Here is an 18,293-nt window from a genome sequence, read left to right as displayed (position 1 = left end):
TGATTCACTATAAAGAAGAATTTAATTATTATAAATCAATATCTTATGTTTAATAATAAGAAAAAGATAAGAATAAGCAAAGTTCAATAATCAGTTAAGTAATTCCATGGCTTATTTTTCCCAATAAACCACCCTCCTCGTTATTGATTTTATTGCCGGTATTCTAAACAACTTTAATTTTTATCTTCTTAAAAGCACATTATTTTTGGATAAAAATATTCCCGTTTTTTATCATCGACACATCACTTGTCTCACTCCATGAAAGAATTAAACTTGAAGCATGCTTCCATAGGAAGCACTCTAGTTTACGTAATTAACTCGCGGGAAAAAAGAAAACCCTAGTCATTTAGACTATTCTAAAACATATGATTGGTGGAAAAATAGAGCATGTATATCGTTGTTCTCCCCTTTTCCCGCTCTTATTTGATATTTATTTTCTTTTTGTTTAAAGAGCTTGCTCTATATTTCTTGATACCATAAAATACTCTTCACAGATAATTTAAAAAGCAATATTTCCGAGACTTTCGAATTTATACAACGCCACATAAAATACAAAAAGAGTAAAATAATATGGCTATATTTCTCACAAGAAGAGTTTTGCTTACAAAGACCACCATTTGCAAAATATGTAAACACGATAAAGAAACTAGCACGATATACTGAAAAAACGGAAGAATGTATTTCATGCGTGGTTGGCAGTATGACACAGAAAATACTTATAATAGAGTAGTTAAAGGAAGAAAGTTAACCTAAAGAACATATGGAGGTATCAAAAACTTTGAAAATCTTAATTATAATTCAAAAAAGAGAAATAGACATGAAAAAAAATTTAATTAATAAAAGCAACACACTTGTAACATTATCATTAATTTTGATCTATAGTTACATAATTTTATGAAAAGTACTTCTGAAGAAGCTATAAACGCATAAGATATAGTAATTTTATAACGTATAGCGTAAACATAAATATTGTCTATAGAGATAGATTTTTTTATTGCCTCATAATATGGAAAAAATTAACTTTTCAAGATACACATAAAGTCATAAACAATCATTTGAAGATAAACTAAACATCTATAGAAAATACATCATCAATTTTACTTTTGGTAATTCCATCACTAATCTAATGAGCTCTAATTTCTCTAAGATTTATAATATTAAATCTGTATTGACGGGGCTGTCCCTCATGCAACATGCATCTTTTGAATAAACACTGTGCACTGCTCCTTATTCCATTAAGGCTTATCGTAAAGACTTCTCCATCCCTCTCTATAGGCTCTAAAACGTTTATAGACGGCATATTTTTTATCCCTTCTTAAACAGTTTTTTACCCAAACATCTTTCTCTTGTAATGTATAAGTGACCATTTTTAAATTCATCATGAACAAGTTTAAAATGAGAGAGTTTTGCTGTATTAAATATTCTATTTAAGTTAAAAATATAAATTGTTCTTAACAAAAATTATTAACATATATTAAAGCTTTATGTTATTGAAACTAAAAAATACTTATCCCTTATCAAGAGCATAAACAGCATGTAATGTTCTAACCGCAAGTTCAGTGTAAGCACTATCAATCAAAATAGAAATTTTAATTTCTGAAGTCGTAATTGCTTGAATGTTAATACCCTTTTCAGCCAAAGCCTTAAATGCTGTAGCGGCAACACCTGCATGGCTACGCATTCCAATACCAATCACAGATACCTTGGCGAGATCGCCTTCAAATTGGAGAACATCAAATCCAATTTCTTTGCGATTCTTCTCAAGAAGTGTAACGGCTTTTTCTACATCTGATGATGGTACAGTAAAAGTCATATCAGTTTTTGAGCCATCTTCAGAAATATTTTGTACAATCATATCAACATTAATGCGTTCTTCAGCCAAGGGACCAAAAATTGCTGCCGAAATCCCTGGACGATCGGCAAGCCGACGAAGGGAAATTTGTGCTTCATCTTTGGCAAAAGCAATACCAGTAACATTTTGTTGTTCCACAATTTCATCCTCATCGCAAATAAGTGTTCCAGAAGAACTCATTGAATCCTCCATGCCTAACGCATCAGGATCCTCAAAACTTGAACGCACAAAGGTACGAACCTTATGAACCATTGCTAATTCAACAGAACGAACCTGTAAAACCTTTGCACCAAGAGAAGCCATTTCTAGCATTTCTTCAAAAGCTACTTTTGGTAAACGACGCGCTTTCGGTTCTATACGTGGATCCGTTGTATAAACACCATCCACATCCGTATAAATATCACAGCGATCAGCTTGTACAGCAGCGGCTATAGCAACAGCACTTGTATCTGATCCCCCACGCCCTAAGGTAGAAATCCGGTTATCCGGAGCTAACCCCTGAAAACCAGCAATAACGGCAACCTGACCTTCCTGAAAACACTCGATTAAAAAAGATCCATCAATATTAGTAATACGTGCACGGCCATGCGCATTGTCTGTATGAATAGGAATTTGCCAACCAAGCCATGAACGTGCATTCACCCCCATTTCTTGAAGTGTCAAAGCCAACAATCCTGAAGTAACCTGTTCACCAGAAGCAACCACAACATCATATTCACGAGCATCTCTATGCATGGAGGAAGCATCACTCGTCCACTGAACAAGTTCATTTGTTTTACCAGCCATCGCAGATACGACAACGGCAACCTCATTGCCTGCATCAACCTCTCTTTTGACATGCCGTGCAACATTATGAATACATTCAATGTTTGCTACAGATGTTCCACCAAATTTCATGACAATGCGCGCCATTAATAACACTCTTACCTTTACATCTCTTATCTCAAACAGTAATGAGAATTAGATGCTGTATCAACTAACCATTTTCTCGACATAGCGAATATCTATCATTTGTGCAAGTTTCATTATGATTATATTAATTTCTCTTGACTTTGTATAAAATCTACTTGACCTGATCATTAAAAATAAAAGGAAGGCAACATGATCGATGAAACACAAACAACTATTGATCAAAGTGAAATTGATCACTTTTCACGTATTGCTACAGAATGGTGGAATCCACAAGGAAAATTTCGACCTCTTCACCAATTTAACCCAACACGCCTTGCTTACATCAGAGAAAAAATCTGTTTAGAGTTTAATCGTGACCCTTCTTCACTTACGCCCTTTCACAATTTTAAAATTCTTGATATTGGCTGTGGAGGAGGCTTGTTATCTGAACCAATGGCACGTCTTGGTGCTATGGTTGTAGGCGTTGATGCTGCACAAACAAATATTGAAGTCGCAAAAACCCATGCTGCTCAAAATGACCTTTCCATTGATTACCGCACGACGACAGCAGAAGTACTTGCCAATGAAGGAGAAAAATTTGATATTATCCTTAATATGGAAGTTGTTGAACATGTCGCTGACGTTAATCTCTTCATAGCAGCTACAGCAAAAATGTTGAAACCACAAGGGTTGATGTTTGTCTCAACACTCAACCGCACATGGAAAGCATGGGGGCTTGCTATTGTAGGCGCTGAATATATTCTACGTTGGCTTCCTAAAGGAACCCACGATTATAAAAAATTCCTAAAACCTCTAGAACTTAAAAATTTCTTATCAAAAAACGCTCTGACTGTCATTGATGAGATAGGTATTACTTATAACCCTTTAAACGACAGCTGGAATCGCTCAAAAGACATGGGTGTTAACTATCTCCTTCTCGCAAAAAGGTCGTAAGGATATGTAATTTACAAATATTATATGCCTTGTAATAAAGAATTCAGCTTTCCCTCAGCCTCTAAAGCATAAAGATCATCACAACCGCCAACGTGATAATCACCTATGAAAATTTGTGGAAATGTATTACGTCCATTTGCACGCTGTACCATTTCTTGGCGAAGGGATGTGGAAGCATCAATATCTGTATACTTTACGCCTTTTTTATTAAGAAAATCACGTGCTTTTGTACAATAAGGACAGTTAGGGCGTGTATAAATTATTATCTCTTTCATAGTATTATCCTCCAATATTTTTTAATAATATTCATTTTAAATTCCTCTTAAGAAGAGGGAAAAATAGAATCTTCTTTGAGAACACGCGAAAATGTTAGCACATCAACCTGTCGTGCACCTGCATCTTTTAATGCAGCAGCAGCTGCTGTAACTGTTGCACCCGTTGTAAATACATCATCAATCAGCAAAACAGAACATCCTTTGAGATATTTTTTAACTTTATGCGAAACCTTAAAAGCATTTTTTACGTTAAGTTTTCTCTCTCTTGAAGAAAGACTAACCTGCGGACGGGTATGCCGACAACGAACAAGCCAACTCGGTTTTAAAAGCTTTTTTTGTGATGCTGCAATGTAACGTGCAAGCTCAGCAGATTGATTATAACGCCTCTCCCAAAAACGACGAAAATGCAATGGAATGGGAATAATAACATCACAATCATCAATAACCTCGCGTCCAGCAAACATCATCCAATTGGCCATAAATGATGCCAATTCTATATGATCACCATATTTTAAGCGCGTTACTAAAGTTCGTGCAAGCCCTTTATGAACAATGACTGAGCGAACACGTGAAAAAGGATGAGTATTACGGAGTGCTTCACCACTAAGAAAACCATCCCCCATATCACAAACAAAAGGAGTCCCCATAACAGGACAATAAGGTTTCGTGATAAATTGAAGGTCTTTCCAACATTCGGAGCAAATCGTACCATAAGTAGAAACATTTTGCTTACATCCAGGACAAATTGGTGGATAAAGCATCGTTTTCAAGCGTTCAACGAACTTACTTAGTATATCCCCACTATTTAACGCCGCTTCTCGAAAATACAACATTATAAATTTAGGCTTTTACAAGTTTCCCTCAGAACAAAAGTTCCTTTGTATTTCCTCAATTTATAATTTTAATTCCTTTAAAAACTCTTACCTTCTATAAATTTATTTTCTTTCATATTATAAACTTGACAGAGCTTGCACAAATAATGAACCTTTTCAAAATATATTCTTTCATAGATCGAAAGTGTTCCACAATATGTCGCATCCTTTAATTTTTGATCATAACCGCATTGAACAATTCCGAAAACGTGCCTTTCAAAAAGCAAAAAAAGGATGTGACTTTTTACTCTCTCACATGGCAGAAGATCTCTATAAACGCCTTAGCACTGTTGATCGCCTCTTTACATTAGCTCTTGATTTACACAGCCATACAGACCTTGCTGCGCAAGCTTTAATGAAATCTGGAAAAGTTTGTTCCATAGAACGCATTGAAACCGATACGCTTTATCAAAGCCATGATAAAAAATTCTATTTACGTCATCGAGAATTTCTTGATTTACCTCAAAGTTACTGTGACCTTATTGTTTCACTTCTTTCATTACAATTGACCAATGATACCCCTGGTGTTCTAAGCCAGATAAAAAATACCCTTAAACCAGATGGCTTATTTCTTGCTGTTATGGCAGGAGCTGGTACATTAAGAGAATTGCGGGAAAGCCTGCTGCAAGCTGAAAGTGAAATTTATGGTGGAGCAAGCCCTAGGATCTACCCTTTTGCCGACATTCGTGATGCAGGCGCTCTTTTACAGCGTGTTGGCTTTGCCCTGCCTGTAGCAGACGTTGAAGATATCACAATACGTTATAATACAATGTTTGACCTTATGCACGATCTTAAAGCTATGGGAATGCAAAATGCACTCATCAATCGTTCACGACGCCCTGTCTCCAAACGTTTTTTTCTCCGCGCAGCTGAAATCTATGCACAACAATTTAGTGATCCTGATGGACGTATTCGTGCACATTTTTCTTTCATCTGGCTCTCTGGTTGGGCTCCTCATCCCAACCAACAAAAACCCCTACAACCTGGTTCAGCGCAAATATCTCTTACAGATGTTTTACAGCCCAAAAAAATATAACCTAAAATTATTTTTTAAAAATACTTTTATCTGTTGTCCGTAATATTTGACTAGTGACCGTTCCAGCTATCATTGAATCGCTCACGTTTAGAGCAGTCCGTCCCATATCAATTAGCGGTTCAATAGAGATAAGTACAGCAACCAAAGTAACAGGAAGCCCCATAATTGGTAACACAATCAATGCAGCGAAAATAGCACCTCCCCCCACACCAGCAACACCAATAGAACTCAATGTTACAACACCAATAAGCGTAGCACTCCAAGTAGGATCAAGAGGATTAATACCCATAGAGGGTGCAATCATGGTCGCAAGCATCGCTGGATAAAGACCAGCACAACCATTTTGTCCAATTGTTGCCCCAAAAGAAGCTGCAAAACTCGCAATGGATTGTGGTACACCTATCCACTGTGTTTGCGCTTCAATATTCAAAGGAATACTTGCAGCACTTGAACGACTGCTAAAAGCAAATGTTAAAACTGGTAAAACCTTTTTGAAAAAACGAAAGGGATTAATCCCAGAAATACCAAGCAATACACCATGAATTCCAAAAATTAAAATAATACCGACATAAGAAGCAATAATAAAAACCAGTAAATTTAAAATATCTGCAATACGCGATATTGCTCCTACTTTCGTCATAAGTGCAAAAATACCATAAGGCGTCAAAGCAATCACAATACGGACTAACCGCATAATCCAAGCTTGTGCCACTTGAATAAATAAAAGCGCTTTTTCTCCTTTTTCTGGCTCATCTTTCTTTAAAAGAAGAACCGATGCACCTAAAAATGACGCAAAAATAACAACACTGATAATTGACGTACGTTTAGCTCCACTCAACTCAGCAAATGGATTTTTAGGAATCATAGACAAAATCATCTTTGGTATATTCATATCTCCAAGTTTAGAAATATGACCTTCAAGAAGAGCAGAAACATTTTGCCCTTCATGCACCAAACCCTCGGTTGTTAATCCAAAAAAATTAACCACAAGCACACCAACCAATGCTGAAAGAGCCGTTGTAAAAAGCAATATTGAAATTGTTATTATACTCATCTTTCCAACAGCATAAACAGAATGTAAATGAGCAACTGCTGAAACGATAGAAATAAAAACCAGTGGCATAACAATCATTTGCAACAATAAAATATAGCCTTCACCGACAATGTTAAACCATTCAACGGATTTCAATAAAGTGCTTTCACCCTCTCCATAAATAAACTGCAAAACACTTCCAAAAATCAAGCCAAGGATAAGCCATAGCATAACACGTAGTGAAAGACTCCATTGCATTTTCTTACTTTGAGAAACCAATAATAAAAAAATAACAAATAGAAATAAATTGACGAAAAAATTAAATGTCATTGTTTATGCTCACTATTATTATGGTTGACATAAATAATCTGCATAACTCAAAATCAACGCATGATATTTAAAATTAACCTATAAAGCTTACAAGGCTTTTACAAAATCATTATTTTTTTAATTTATAGATTAAAAGAGAATTTTTTATCTACTAATAACTGTTTAAAGAAAATAAATAAAATTATTTTCTTATTCTTTAAATTTATGCTCTTATAAAATAGTTAAATAAGAAAAATATAAACAACATTCATTGCATCTTAATACTGAATAATTCCAGCGTATCTTATCCTATAAATGTCCTTACCACTCTCTTTTGCTATTTGAACTGAAGCGAGCTTTCCAAGAAAAGATGAATTAACAATCGAACATTCATGATTTTTCTAGAAAATACACCAACAAGCTACTTCTGCTCATTTTATGGACTGCACTCTCAATAGCTTTGATCAGCACTTCAAGTATAATTATTTTATTGAAAATACCTTTTATACATTCTTTCTTTGCTCTCAATGAAAGCTTTTTTATTTTTCAAAATTCTTTTTATAGTCATAAAAAGGTTTTTAAAGACAACATGTTGATTTATAGTCATAATTTACTGTTTGCATATTAAATGAGAGTCCCGAATCACATAAGATTCTCTCATTTCAAACCTGTTTATCTTGAATCAATCAAAATCATTTGCTTGCACGTCACAAGCAGGGCAGATATGTGGATAAAAATGTATAAGAAAGGAGTAGAAATACCTCTTATGAAACGTCTTAATGCAAGAGTTGTCGAAACATTGAAGGGCGGAGCTTGAGCAGCAAATATAAATAATATGATTGCTTTTTATAATAGCGCAGTAAAACTTTTAACGATACCTATTCATATGCTGATCGAACAACACGTGCACGTGCTGTAGATAATTTTGTCATTTTAGATACAAAAAAAGATAAGTTGGAGTTATAATGTTAAGCAAGGACTAATAAGAGGAAGGTTTTTGAATTTGAAGAGGCATGCCTCACGCAAAGTTCGTATCGCCCTTTTACACGACAATGGCTTTATTATAGTTGTATCTTCAATGATGGAGTTTATCAGATACCACATATATTCCCTATGGTGCCAGTAGTAGAAAATAGAGTAATACAAATTATAGGCATAGGAGCACGAAGCGTTTTTTCTGTGTTGATAGCTAAGAATTTACCTAATCTAGATGCAATAGATACAGGTCAATGCTTTCCACGGTATCTTTATAAAAACGTTGAATCTCTGTAACTGATCGTGATGAGAAACAGTCCCTTTTATTTACAAATTCTACAGAAGAAAACACAACAGCTGGTTTACAGAGGCGTGATGCCATTACGGATGCACTTTAAAGCTGCTTATCCTAGTGAGAGCATAACAAAGGCGGTTACAAATTTCTAGATAATGAAAACAATGGAAAAGACTGAGGGTATATGATTAAAATGAGAGGCTTTAAGCCTACAAATATTATAAATTTTATGAATAGTACAGTTATAAAGCATTAAAAGAAGCTTTAAAGTAAATTTACAATATATGGGGGATAATTAATCGTCTATAATAAATTGCGCTCATACTGATAAAAATTATTCTGCTATAGAAATGTTGTTCTTTTTTGAATTTTTATGCGTATTCAAACACTCATTCGTTACAAGCTCAATCTCTTTATCTCTTTCATCTTTATCAAGAATAATAGTATTTTAATATAATAACCCCTTTGCATACAAATAGTTATTTCTTATCTATGAATAGCTTATAATTTCATATAACCCTATGAAGATAATATTTTTATTTATTAATATTTAATGATGTAATTAACACATTCATTCTATATATTATCATCTTTATTTCTATCTATTTATATAATATATTTCTTTTTTCTATAAAAATAAGCTTGAGTTATACATACATAGATCTATCGGTATTTTTTCTACTGTCTTTTTAGCGCACTGAAAGATTGATATCATAATTTTTGTATAATAAAATGCTCTTTCATATAAGCATCGTATATTGAATTATAATAATTGACTATTAACCGCAAATTATATTTTTTTATCCCTTTTAAAAGTGAAAAATATTATTTTCAGACCTATTCATAAGTAGATGAGCCAAGTGAATAAAAAATGTTTGATAATAAGCTTTATCTCTTATGAACTATCTTTAGTACAAAGGGACAACATTACGATTACGGAAATATCGTGATATTATTGGGTATAAAATCACACTGCCCAAGAGATTTTTGTATTGTATCCTTTCCGTTATGAAAAATGTTAAAAGCAAGGTAGGATATGCTCTCTAGAGCAAATGAGTGAATGAACCACCACGGTTATATGCATTTTTAAAAAAGCAGGAAGTATCTTTGCTTCAAATTTAATAGGCACATTCTAAAAATAAAGGTTCTACCGACTCATTCCAAATAGAATAGTAATGGGACAAAAATTTTTCAGCATCTGTTTGTCCCATTACAACAACCTCTTCTAGAGGATTAAGAAAATTTGTTTCATCAAAACCATTCGTATCATACTGTTTGCGATTTTTTAAGCCTTTGCGAGCAATAGCGAGAGATTGACGTGCTAACTCTAAAAGAATAGTTTGACGAAAAGGAGTTCTTAACCCTTCTTTAGGAACGCGTTGGCGCAACTCTAAAACTTCTTCAAAACACCAATCTTTTGTCAAAGCCTCTGCCTCATTAAGTGCTTCCCTATCATAAAGAAGCCCAACCCAAAAAGCCGACAACGCACAAATGCGCTTCCAAGAACCGCAATCAGCTCCCCTCATTTCTAAAAATCTTTTTAAGCGGACTTCAGGAAATAACGTTGATAAGTGATTAATCCAATCTCCCATGTTTGGAATTGAATTTGCAACTTGTCCTTTTAATGCTCCATTCATAAACTGACGAAACGTTATGTGTGTACAATCATAGTAACGACCATCACGCACAACAAAATACATTGGAACATCAAGGGCCCATTCAACATAATCAACAAAACCAAAACGCTCAGAAAATATAAAGGGAAGAACGCCTGTCCTCTGATTATCCGTATTACGCCAAATTTCAGAACGCCACGACAAAAAGCCATTTGGGCGCCCTTCTGTAAAAGGTGAACTTGCAAATAATGCTGTTGCAATGGACTGTAGCTTCATGGACACTTGCATTTTTCGCCGCATATCACTTTCAGATGAAAAATCAAGATTAACCTGAACTGTTGATGTGCGATACATCATATTAAGACCATTATACCCCACTTTAGGCATATAATCAGTCATAATCTGATAACGTGATTTAGGCATTCGCGGCGTTTCAGCTAAAGTCCACTTTGGACTAGCTCCAAGACCTAGAAAACCTATACCCAATGGTTCTGCAATTTTTTTGAGAAGAGTTAAATGCTCCATCAACTCGTAATATGTATGGCCTACTGATTTTAATGGTGCACCAGATAATTCAAATTGCCCCCCAGGTTCCAAAGAAATGGCTCCCTGATCAACTGATCCTACGAGCCCAATAATATTCTCTTCATCTAAAATAGGTTTCCATCCTAAGGCGCTTTGCATCCTCTCTAAAAGCGCTCGGATTCCCCTCTCTCCTTCATAAGGAACAGGGTGAAAACCATCTCTATAAAACGGAAATTTTTCATGTTCTGTACCAATGCGCCAATCATCTTCTGCTTTATACCCCCCTTGGAAATAGCTAACCAAAGAATCTAAGTTATAAATTTCACTTTCATCAGTTATATCAAGCGCCATAACTCATCGTATCCTATAATTGGTATCATCATCTTAAATGAATTGTTTAGAATGATTTTACAGATTTCTCAATCCATTGCCCAATCCCCCACGGTAGCATTAAGAAGAGCCAAAGCAGCAACAGCGGCAGTGTCAGCGCGTAAAATACGCGGACCTAATGATATTGGAACCACAAAAGGATTTTTTTTTAAAAAGCTCCGCTCTTCTTCACTAAAGCCACCTTCCGGTCCAATAAGAATACCAGGTGTTGTAACGTCACGTTTTTTAAAAGAAGCTAATGGATTATGCGATTTATGCTCTTCATCACAAAAGAATAAAGGCTGTGTCTTATCCCACCGTGCTAAAAGTTCTGCTAATGATAGAGCAGAGACGCATTCAGGAAGAGATAAAATTCCACACTGTTCAGAAGCTTCAATAACATTGGCTTCCATACGCGCCATATTGATACGCGTAACCTGCGTATGATGCGTCATAACAGGCTGCAAAATCGATACCCCCATTTCAACAGCTTTCTGCACCATATAATCCAACCGCGCGTTTTTGAGTGGAGAAAAGCAATAAATAAGATTGGAATGCGTCGTTTGTAATCTTTCTTGATGGATAAGCTGAACCACAACAAGTTTCTTCTTAATAGCGCTAAGTTTAGCAAGCCACTCACCATCCTGTCCATTAAAAAGTAAAATTTCTGCTCCTTCTTTCATACGCAAAACATGCACAAGATAAGAAGCTTGTGCCCCCTCTATCTTTATTTCTTCATTCAAAGCTAATGTCTGTCTGATAAATAATCTTTTAAGTTTATAATTTATGCGCATAAAAATTTTGCCAAAGCTCACTATCGTCATCGAGAAAATGAAGAAAAATATATAGCAAAAAGAAAAAATTATATCTATAGAACTATAATATATTAAAGAATTGGAGAGTTTTTTTAGCTTTATGAGATAATGATAGGAACTTATAGATCCTTAAGTGATTCTGCTTTCATAAAAGTTTAAATAATGCACCATTCATCTTTGCATTCAGTCATTGATGCATCCGTGGAGGAAAAATATGTCTGCTAAAAAAGCTACAATTATTACGATTACAACCCTCTTAGCCTTTATTTTGATTACAGTGGGAATTGGTTCTGTTGGAGCAGACGGGAAGCATACAATTACCAAAGATGGCTATGGTATTTCTTCTGCGATTCAATAAGCACTGGCCAACATCCTCCTTAAAATTTTAATGTTTTTTAGCAACTTTTCTAAGATTTGCATCAATATTATGAATCTCTTGTATTTGAGAGATTCCATAAGAAGGATTTTTATTCTTCTCTTCAGTCATTTATCTATATCAACCACACTTATTATGACGGAGAGGACGGTTTTTACTGCTTCACGACGAATGGACTTAAAATGAGAAAATCTTTCGATAATGGGAGTTCTGATTTAAATTTAAAAGACAATTTTAAGTTGCAAAAAAACGAATTACCATTATAGGATAGAATATTATACAGATGAAAAACGATACTCAATCTGCGTCAATGTCTTTTGTAACCCAAAAATTACCATGATTTTGTCCTTTAGAGCTTAGAGAAAATGTAAAAGGCCATGCAAGGCTATTAGCAAGACATTGGACGTCTTTACATAAAGTTTCTGATCTATAGTTTTTGTCTAGTTGTGCCTGTAATATCAGTTCATTTTGCTTCCCTTGCGCAATAGCAGCTGCAATGGTTCCTTGAATGGATAAGCTCAAGTCTGCTGTACGCATTAATGACTCTGTCACCTTCATCATACCTTCTGAAAAGCTTGTCTGAATATCCCAGTGATCAAATGTTGTTGAAAAAGTATCATTATTCATTAAAAGAAATTGTTGTTTATTTGAAAGTCTTGTTTGTAATTCATTCAGATCATACCCTAATAGCCGACCAGAAGACATCTTCAGTGTTAATTCACCCTGCATTTTCGTGAAAATTTCTGGCCAAGAATCAGCAAGTGTTCGTACCGTTGCAGTAAAATTCGTTTTGCTTTGTATAAATGGAATAAATCCCAAGGTTTCTAAAGTCTCCTGCATATCAATAGAAGCGCCTGAAATATTTCCTCCAATACGCACTCTCCGTCCAGCTGACGTAACTTCAATATTACTTTGCACGGATCCACCAAAAATATTAGCATGTCCAAGATCAAAAATACCATGCCCATCTCTTATTTGTATTGCAGCAGCTAAATTTGTGAGTGAAATATTTCCTATTTTAGCTTGTGGCGCAGAAAGTCGTATATCCACGCCAATACGATCAAAAGTTCTCATGTCAAAGCAGGCATTTTTCTTTTTGCCTGAAAAAAATATTGAACTCAAGAGGCTAAGGTCTAGGTTATCAAAAGCTAAAGAGCCCATGACATTTGGTACATAATCTTGAAAATCGAGTTTTAAAGCTCCTCGCGCATTGGCTTTTCCCATCGTAAATGTAACATTGTTCATTTGGATATGCATTGGCTGCGCTAAAAAATGAGATTCCCATACAATGGGTATTTTTAATTTATGTCCCCAAAACTGATTTCCACCAACCCAAGACAATGTCTGATTCCATTCAGGAGAACGCATCGATACTTTTCCGTCAAAAATATAATATTCAGATAACCGAGCCTTTCCTGTAAAAGTTATTCCCCCACGTACAGAATTGAGACTTGCCCTAATATGACTTTTGCCTCCTGCAAGAAGCAACAATGCTTGAGAAGCATCAATTGATAACTTTGTAAATTCTCCACGCCAACGCGCATCTGCGCGTAACCGTACTTCCTGAGTTGATTTAGGACAATCTAAAGTTGCATTTAATCCTGTTATTTTTTCTGCTGCTCCTGAAAAACTATCGTGATACACAAGAACACCATTTTTAATGACAATCCGCCCAAAAGGTTGTTTTAAAAGTTGCTCTATCTCTGGATGCTCAGGATTATGTTTTAATATTTCACGCGTATTACGTATTGCCACCCCTAATGCACCTTGTGAGCGAGAAAACCGATCAAAAAAATCTGCTATTGTTTTAACAGGCTTTTCCATAACAAATTGAGGACGCATAATCCGCGTCTCTGAAAAAGAAATATGTCCCCAAAGAAGATCGACGACAGAAAGATCAACTTCTATTGATTCAGCTTCCATTAATGGCGCAACATCATCCATTTTTGATGTTAAAGTAACGCCAGAAAGAAATGCTTTAGGATAAGGAAAAAGATGTAATCGCGGTGGATCACGCAATTGCACATTGTAACCCGTCCATGCACTCAAATCCTGCGCTAAACGAATACGAATCGCATCTGTAGAGATAAGATAAGGTAAAACGAGAATCCCCACTCCCAATAAAAAGATAATTGTAATAAAAATTCCGCTCAAAAGTTTTATTATTCTGATGCGCACAATATCCCTCTATACTTAATACTTATCCCCCTATAACAGATTAAAAACAAACTTAAATGATCATAAAAAGTTTTTATAACCCTATAATTCACTATATCCACTTTGTATCTTCATTATTTTTGTTCTTTATCCAAAATTTATTCAAACAGCAATGTTGCTGCTTCTTTATAAAGCAATTATTTAAAAGTCTTCAAAACTATAAATCCACAACATTATAAAACCATTCTTACTGTTCTCATATGAATATTGCTATAAAACTCTATCGTATTATTAGAAAATGCTTTACAAAAAAAACAAACAGCCTTACCGAAAGGATCTCTGAATGAATAATATTATCGACGGAAAAAAACTTGCTGAAGAGATTATTGTGAAAGTTAAGGCCGAAACAGCAAAGCTCCGCCATCACTATAATATACAACCTAGTATCGCTGTTATTATCGTTGGAGATGATCCTGCAAGTCAAGTATATGTCGCCTCAAAAAATAAAAAAGCCGAAGAATGTGGGTTTCTTTCAATCAAACATGCCGTTTCCAAAGAAACACAAGAAAAAGAACTCCTTCAACTTATTGCAACATTAAATTCTGATCCCAAAATTCATGGTATTTTGGTACAGCTGCCTCTCCCTGCTCATATGAATACAAATCGCATAACACAAGCCGTTGCTTTCCAAAAAGATGTTGATGGTTTTCATTATATTAATGTAGGAAAACTCGCGGCAAATGCACTTGAAGATGCAATTATTCCCTGCACTCCAGCTGGTGCCATGATGATGATTGAACAACATTGTGGGCAAGATTTATCTGGACTTGATGCTGTCGTTGTTGGACGCTCTAATATTGTTGGAAAACCTATGGCTGCCCTTTTAACAGCAGCAAATGCTACTGTGACAATTGCCCATAGTCGTACCCGTGACCTTGATGATGTGTGTCGAAGCGCTGATATTCTAGTAGCAGCTGTAGGCCGTCCACAAATGATTAAAAAAGACTGGATAAAAGATGGTGCAATTGTTATTGATGTCGGTATTAACCGCGTTGCTGCACCAGAAAAAGGTATAGGGAAAACACGTCTTGTTGGTGATGTCGATTTTGAAAACGTAAAAGAAAAAGCTGCTGCGATCACCCCTGTTCCAGGAGGCGTTGGACCAATGACAATTGCCATGCTTATGGTTAATACACTCAAAGCTGCTGCGCGATCACACAATCTGCCTATACCAAAATTCTAAGAATTGTAACAATTCCTTGTATATGGTTTCATTGTATATGATTCAGCTTATTATTTTTGCACTTTTCATGTCATAAAAACAGATGCCCCTTGATCTGCACGATTAACGGATTGACGAAAAACATGAAAAAGTTCGCGTCCAACACCATGTTCGTTTTTTGAAAGATCTGGAGGTATGATTTGTCGCGCGTTAAATTTTGCTAAATCCTCCAAAAGAGTTAATTTACCCTCATGAGCATCAAGAAAAACAATATCACCATCCTGCAAACGTGCAATGGGGCCATTATCCACTGCTTCTGGTGTCACATGGAGGGCAGCAGGAATTTTTCCTGACGCCCCTGACATACGCCCATCGGTTATCAATGCTACCTTTTGACCGCGATCTTGTAAAACGCCTAAAATGGTCGTTAATTTATGAAGCTCTGGCATACCATTGGCTTTTGGTCCTTGATAGCGAATGACAGCGATAAAGTCTTTATTATGCAACACTCCAGATTTAAAAGATTTTTGTAGTTCCTCTTGATCATTAAAAACAAAGACTGGTGCTTTAATCTGCCAATACTCTGGTTTAACAGAGGAAACTTTTATAATAGCTGTTCCCAAATCTCCTGATAAAACACGAAGACCACCATCAGACTGAAATGGCTTTCTCCACCCTGCTAACACCTTATGATCACCACTTTTCTTAAGAGCCGCTTCACGCACCACATGACCATCAGCAGAAAGCTTTGCTTCAATTGCATAAGCATTGAGATCTTTACCAAAAACCGTAGAAACATCTTCATGGACCAAGCCTGCCTCGATAAACTCGCGAATAATAAATCCCATTCCCCCCGCAGCATAAAAATGATTAATATCTGCTAAACCGTTAGGATAAATGCGCGCTAAAAGAGGCACAACGGATGAAATTTCTGCAATATCATGCCATGTCAATTTAATACCGCAAACAGCAGCCATAGCAATCAAATGAATCGCATGATTGGTAGAACCTCCTGTTGCATTTAATCCTACAATGGCATTCACAAAAGAACGCTCATCAATGATCCTACCAAGTGGACTATAATGATCACCAAGATCTGTCATTTCAAGTACACGTTTCGTAGCTTCTTTTGTTAAAGCATCACGCAACGGTGTATTAGCATTAATAAAAGAAGCTCCAGGCATATGAAGCCCCATCATCTCCAGTATCACCTGATTAGAGTTAGCTGTTCCATAAAATGTACATGTTCCTGGCCCATGATAAGAACGTGCTTCTGATGCTAGAAGTGTTTGGCGATCTATTTTATTTTCCGCGTAAAGTTGACGTATCTTCGCTTTTTCATCATTATCTTGACCACTCGTCATGGGACCAGCTGCTATAAAAATTCCTGGTAAATGACCAAATGTTAGTGCACCAATCAATAAACCTGGCACAATTTTATCACACACCCCAAGATACAATGCTGCATCAAAGACATCGTGTGATAAGCTTATAGCTGTCGCCATTGCAATTACTTCACGCGAAAAAAGGGAAAGCTCCATCCCCGCATTTCCCTGCGTAACACCATCGCACATCGCGGGAACACCACCTGCAACCTGTGCAACACCACCAACCATACGGGCCGACTCTTTAATTAAGTGAGGAAATTTTTCAAAAGGTTGATGCGCTGAAAGTATATCGTTATATGCCGTGATAATGCCAATATTCCCAACAATATTTCCCTTCAAACGCTCTTTATCTATTGCACCACAAGCAGCAAAGCCATGCGCCTGATTGGCACATCCTAAAAAACTTCGTTTGGGGCGATGAACTTGTGCTTTTGCAATACGATCTAAGTAAATTTCTCGTGTTGATTGAGACCGTTCATAAATCCTTCGTGTAACTGTGGCAATTGTCTTGGAAAGTGCCATATTTCTCTCCCCCTTTCATTGTTGCTGCCCCTCATTCATTGAGAGAGATTACGTTTTTATTCACCTTGTGTCGCATATTTTGATTCACTTATTTCATTTTCTGCAGGCGACCAATAAACCTGAACGAGATGAGGGGAATTACGCAAAATTGCCCGAATAGGCATTTCTATTTCAGACCCGTCTTGACAAGCCTCTTCAAAACAATCGCGTTTCTGAAAACCTTCAAAATGGAGAATAATACAACGAGATTGCATAATAACTGGCAAAGTTAGTGAGAGTCTTGGCTCAACAGCACTCTTAGCATGAAGGGGTAAAACAAGTGCTTGTGTTCGTAAATCAAGCGCTTGCTTTAAACGATCAGCATCAGGAAAAAAAGAAGCCGTATGTCCATCCTGCCCCATTCCTAAAACAACAACATCAAAGGGTTTAGGCAAAGTATTAACACGACTCGCCGCTGAAAAAGCAGCAAGTTCAGCAGTAATTGCTTTATGATAAAGCCCTACAAAACGTGCTTTTTCGGCAAAATTTTGTAACAAATGACACCGTACCATATGTTCATTTGAACGTTCATCGTGTGTAGGGACAAAACGTTCATCGACCAAAGTGATAATAATATTTTGCCAATCAATATCCGCTTTTGACAAATAATGAAAAAACAATGCTGGTGTTTTACCACCAGACACCGCTAAAACTGCTCTCTTGCGCTCAAGAACAGATACACTAAGCTCTGCGGCTACTCGATCTGCCAATGCCAAGGCTAAAGTCTGAGGGGTTTCAAAATCTAAACGGTCAATATTCATTCTATACATAC

The 18,293-nt window shown here is 36.1% G+C and carries 13 protein-coding genes and 1 pseudogene; 5 read left to right on the top strand and 9 right to left on the bottom strand.

The features are described from left to right. Nucleotides 1-1,507: 1,507 nt before the first annotated feature. Nucleotides 1,508-2,764, bottom strand: coding sequence for an aspartate kinase (locus tag ACFILU_RS07105; RefSeq protein ID WP_375631013.1), 1,257 nt, complete (start codon nt 2,762-2,764; stop codon nt 1,508-1,510). A gap of 189 nt (nt 2,765-2,953) precedes the next feature. Here ACFILU_RS07105 and ubiG point away from each other — a divergent pair, with 189 nt between their 5' ends. Continuing rightward, nucleotides 2,954-3,697, top strand: coding sequence for a bifunctional 2-polyprenyl-6-hydroxyphenol methylase/3-demethylubiquinol 3-O-methyltransferase UbiG (gene ubiG, locus ACFILU_RS07100; protein WP_375675396.1), 744 nt, complete (start codon nt 2,954-2,956; stop codon nt 3,695-3,697). 20 nt (nt 3,698-3,717) lie between these two features. On the opposite strand, the gene grxC is transcribed toward ubiG, so the two are convergent. After that, complete coding sequence (grxC, locus tag ACFILU_RS07095; RefSeq protein WP_375675394.1) at nt 3,718-3,972, bottom strand: glutaredoxin 3; 255 nt, start codon at nt 3,970-3,972, stop codon at nt 3,718-3,720. A gap of 47 nt (nt 3,973-4,019) precedes the next feature. After that, complete coding sequence (locus tag ACFILU_RS07090) at nt 4,020-4,805, bottom strand: ComF family protein (protein ID WP_273790388.1); 786 nt, start codon at nt 4,803-4,805, stop codon at nt 4,020-4,022. 196 nt (nt 4,806-5,001) lie between these two features. On the opposite strand from ACFILU_RS07090, the gene ACFILU_RS07085 reads away from it, so the two are divergent. Further along, nucleotides 5,002-5,880 (top strand): methyltransferase, encoded by an 879-nt coding sequence (locus tag ACFILU_RS07085; protein WP_375631010.1) that lies wholly within the window; start codon nt 5,002-5,004, stop codon nt 5,878-5,880. Nucleotides 5,881-5,887: 7 nt separating this feature from the next. On the opposite strand, the gene ACFILU_RS07080 is transcribed toward ACFILU_RS07085, so the two are convergent. Further along, nucleotides 5,888-7,243, bottom strand: a complete 1,356-nt coding sequence (locus ACFILU_RS07080) for an L-cystine transporter (RefSeq protein WP_375675393.1) — start codon at nt 7,241-7,243, stop codon at nt 5,888-5,890. 796 nt (nt 7,244-8,039) lie between these two features. On the opposite strand from ACFILU_RS07080, the pseudogene ACFILU_RS07075 reads away from it, so the two are divergent. Beyond that, nucleotides 8,040-8,626, top strand: a pseudogene (locus tag ACFILU_RS07075) (type ISP restriction/modification enzyme); the annotation flags it as partial. A gap of 984 nt (nt 8,627-9,610) precedes the next feature. Here the strand turns inward: ACFILU_RS07075 and ACFILU_RS07070 are convergent. Both ACFILU_RS07070 and ACFILU_RS07065 read right to left on the bottom strand, forming a co-directional pair. Continuing rightward, a complete protein-coding gene (locus tag ACFILU_RS07070) occupies nt 9,611-10,984 on the bottom strand; it encodes a glutamate--cysteine ligase (RefSeq protein WP_375675391.1) in 1,374 nt (457 codons plus the stop codon). A 68-nt stretch (nt 10,985-11,052) separates the two neighbouring features. Further along, nucleotides 11,053-11,796: a 16S rRNA (uracil(1498)-N(3))-methyltransferase gene (locus ACFILU_RS07065; protein WP_375675390.1), complete on the bottom strand. Its 744-nt coding sequence runs from the start codon at nt 11,794-11,796 to the stop codon at nt 11,053-11,055. 235 nt (nt 11,797-12,031) lie between these two features. Between ACFILU_RS07065 and ACFILU_RS07060 the strand changes: the two genes are divergently transcribed. Next, nucleotides 12,032-12,175, top strand: coding sequence for a hypothetical protein (locus tag ACFILU_RS07060; RefSeq protein WP_273790383.1), 144 nt, complete (start codon nt 12,032-12,034; stop codon nt 12,173-12,175). A 315-nt stretch (nt 12,176-12,490) separates the two neighbouring features. On the opposite strand, the gene ACFILU_RS07055 is transcribed toward ACFILU_RS07060, so the two are convergent. Next, nucleotides 12,491-14,371 (bottom strand): AsmA family protein, encoded by a 1,881-nt coding sequence (locus ACFILU_RS07055; RefSeq protein ID WP_375675388.1) that lies wholly within the window; start codon nt 14,369-14,371, stop codon nt 12,491-12,493. Nucleotides 14,372-14,693: 322 nt separating this feature from the next. Here ACFILU_RS07055 and folD point away from each other — a divergent pair, with 322 nt between their 5' ends. Then, a complete protein-coding gene (gene folD, locus ACFILU_RS07050) occupies nt 14,694-15,593 on the top strand; it encodes a bifunctional methylenetetrahydrofolate dehydrogenase/methenyltetrahydrofolate cyclohydrolase FolD (RefSeq protein ID WP_273790381.1) in 900 nt (299 codons plus the stop codon). A gap of 65 nt (nt 15,594-15,658) precedes the next feature. On the opposite strand, the gene edd is transcribed toward folD, so the two are convergent. Both edd and pgl read right to left on the bottom strand, forming a co-directional pair. Further along, on the bottom strand, nt 15,659-17,482 hold the full coding sequence (gene edd / locus ACFILU_RS07045; RefSeq protein WP_375675387.1) for a phosphogluconate dehydratase: 1,824 nt from the start codon (nt 17,480-17,482) through the stop codon (nt 15,659-15,661). A gap of 56 nt (nt 17,483-17,538) precedes the next feature. Then, complete coding sequence (pgl, locus tag ACFILU_RS07040) at nt 17,539-18,291, bottom strand: 6-phosphogluconolactonase (RefSeq protein ID WP_273790379.1); 753 nt, start codon at nt 18,289-18,291, stop codon at nt 17,539-17,541. Nucleotides 18,292-18,293: the final 2 nt, after the last annotated feature.

It is taken from the genome of Bartonella sp. CL100XZDX (assembly GCF_042195375.1).
Lineage (GTDB): Bacteria > Pseudomonadota > Alphaproteobacteria > Rhizobiales > Rhizobiaceae > Bartonella.
This window is presented reverse-complemented; position numbering and strand designations above follow the sequence as displayed.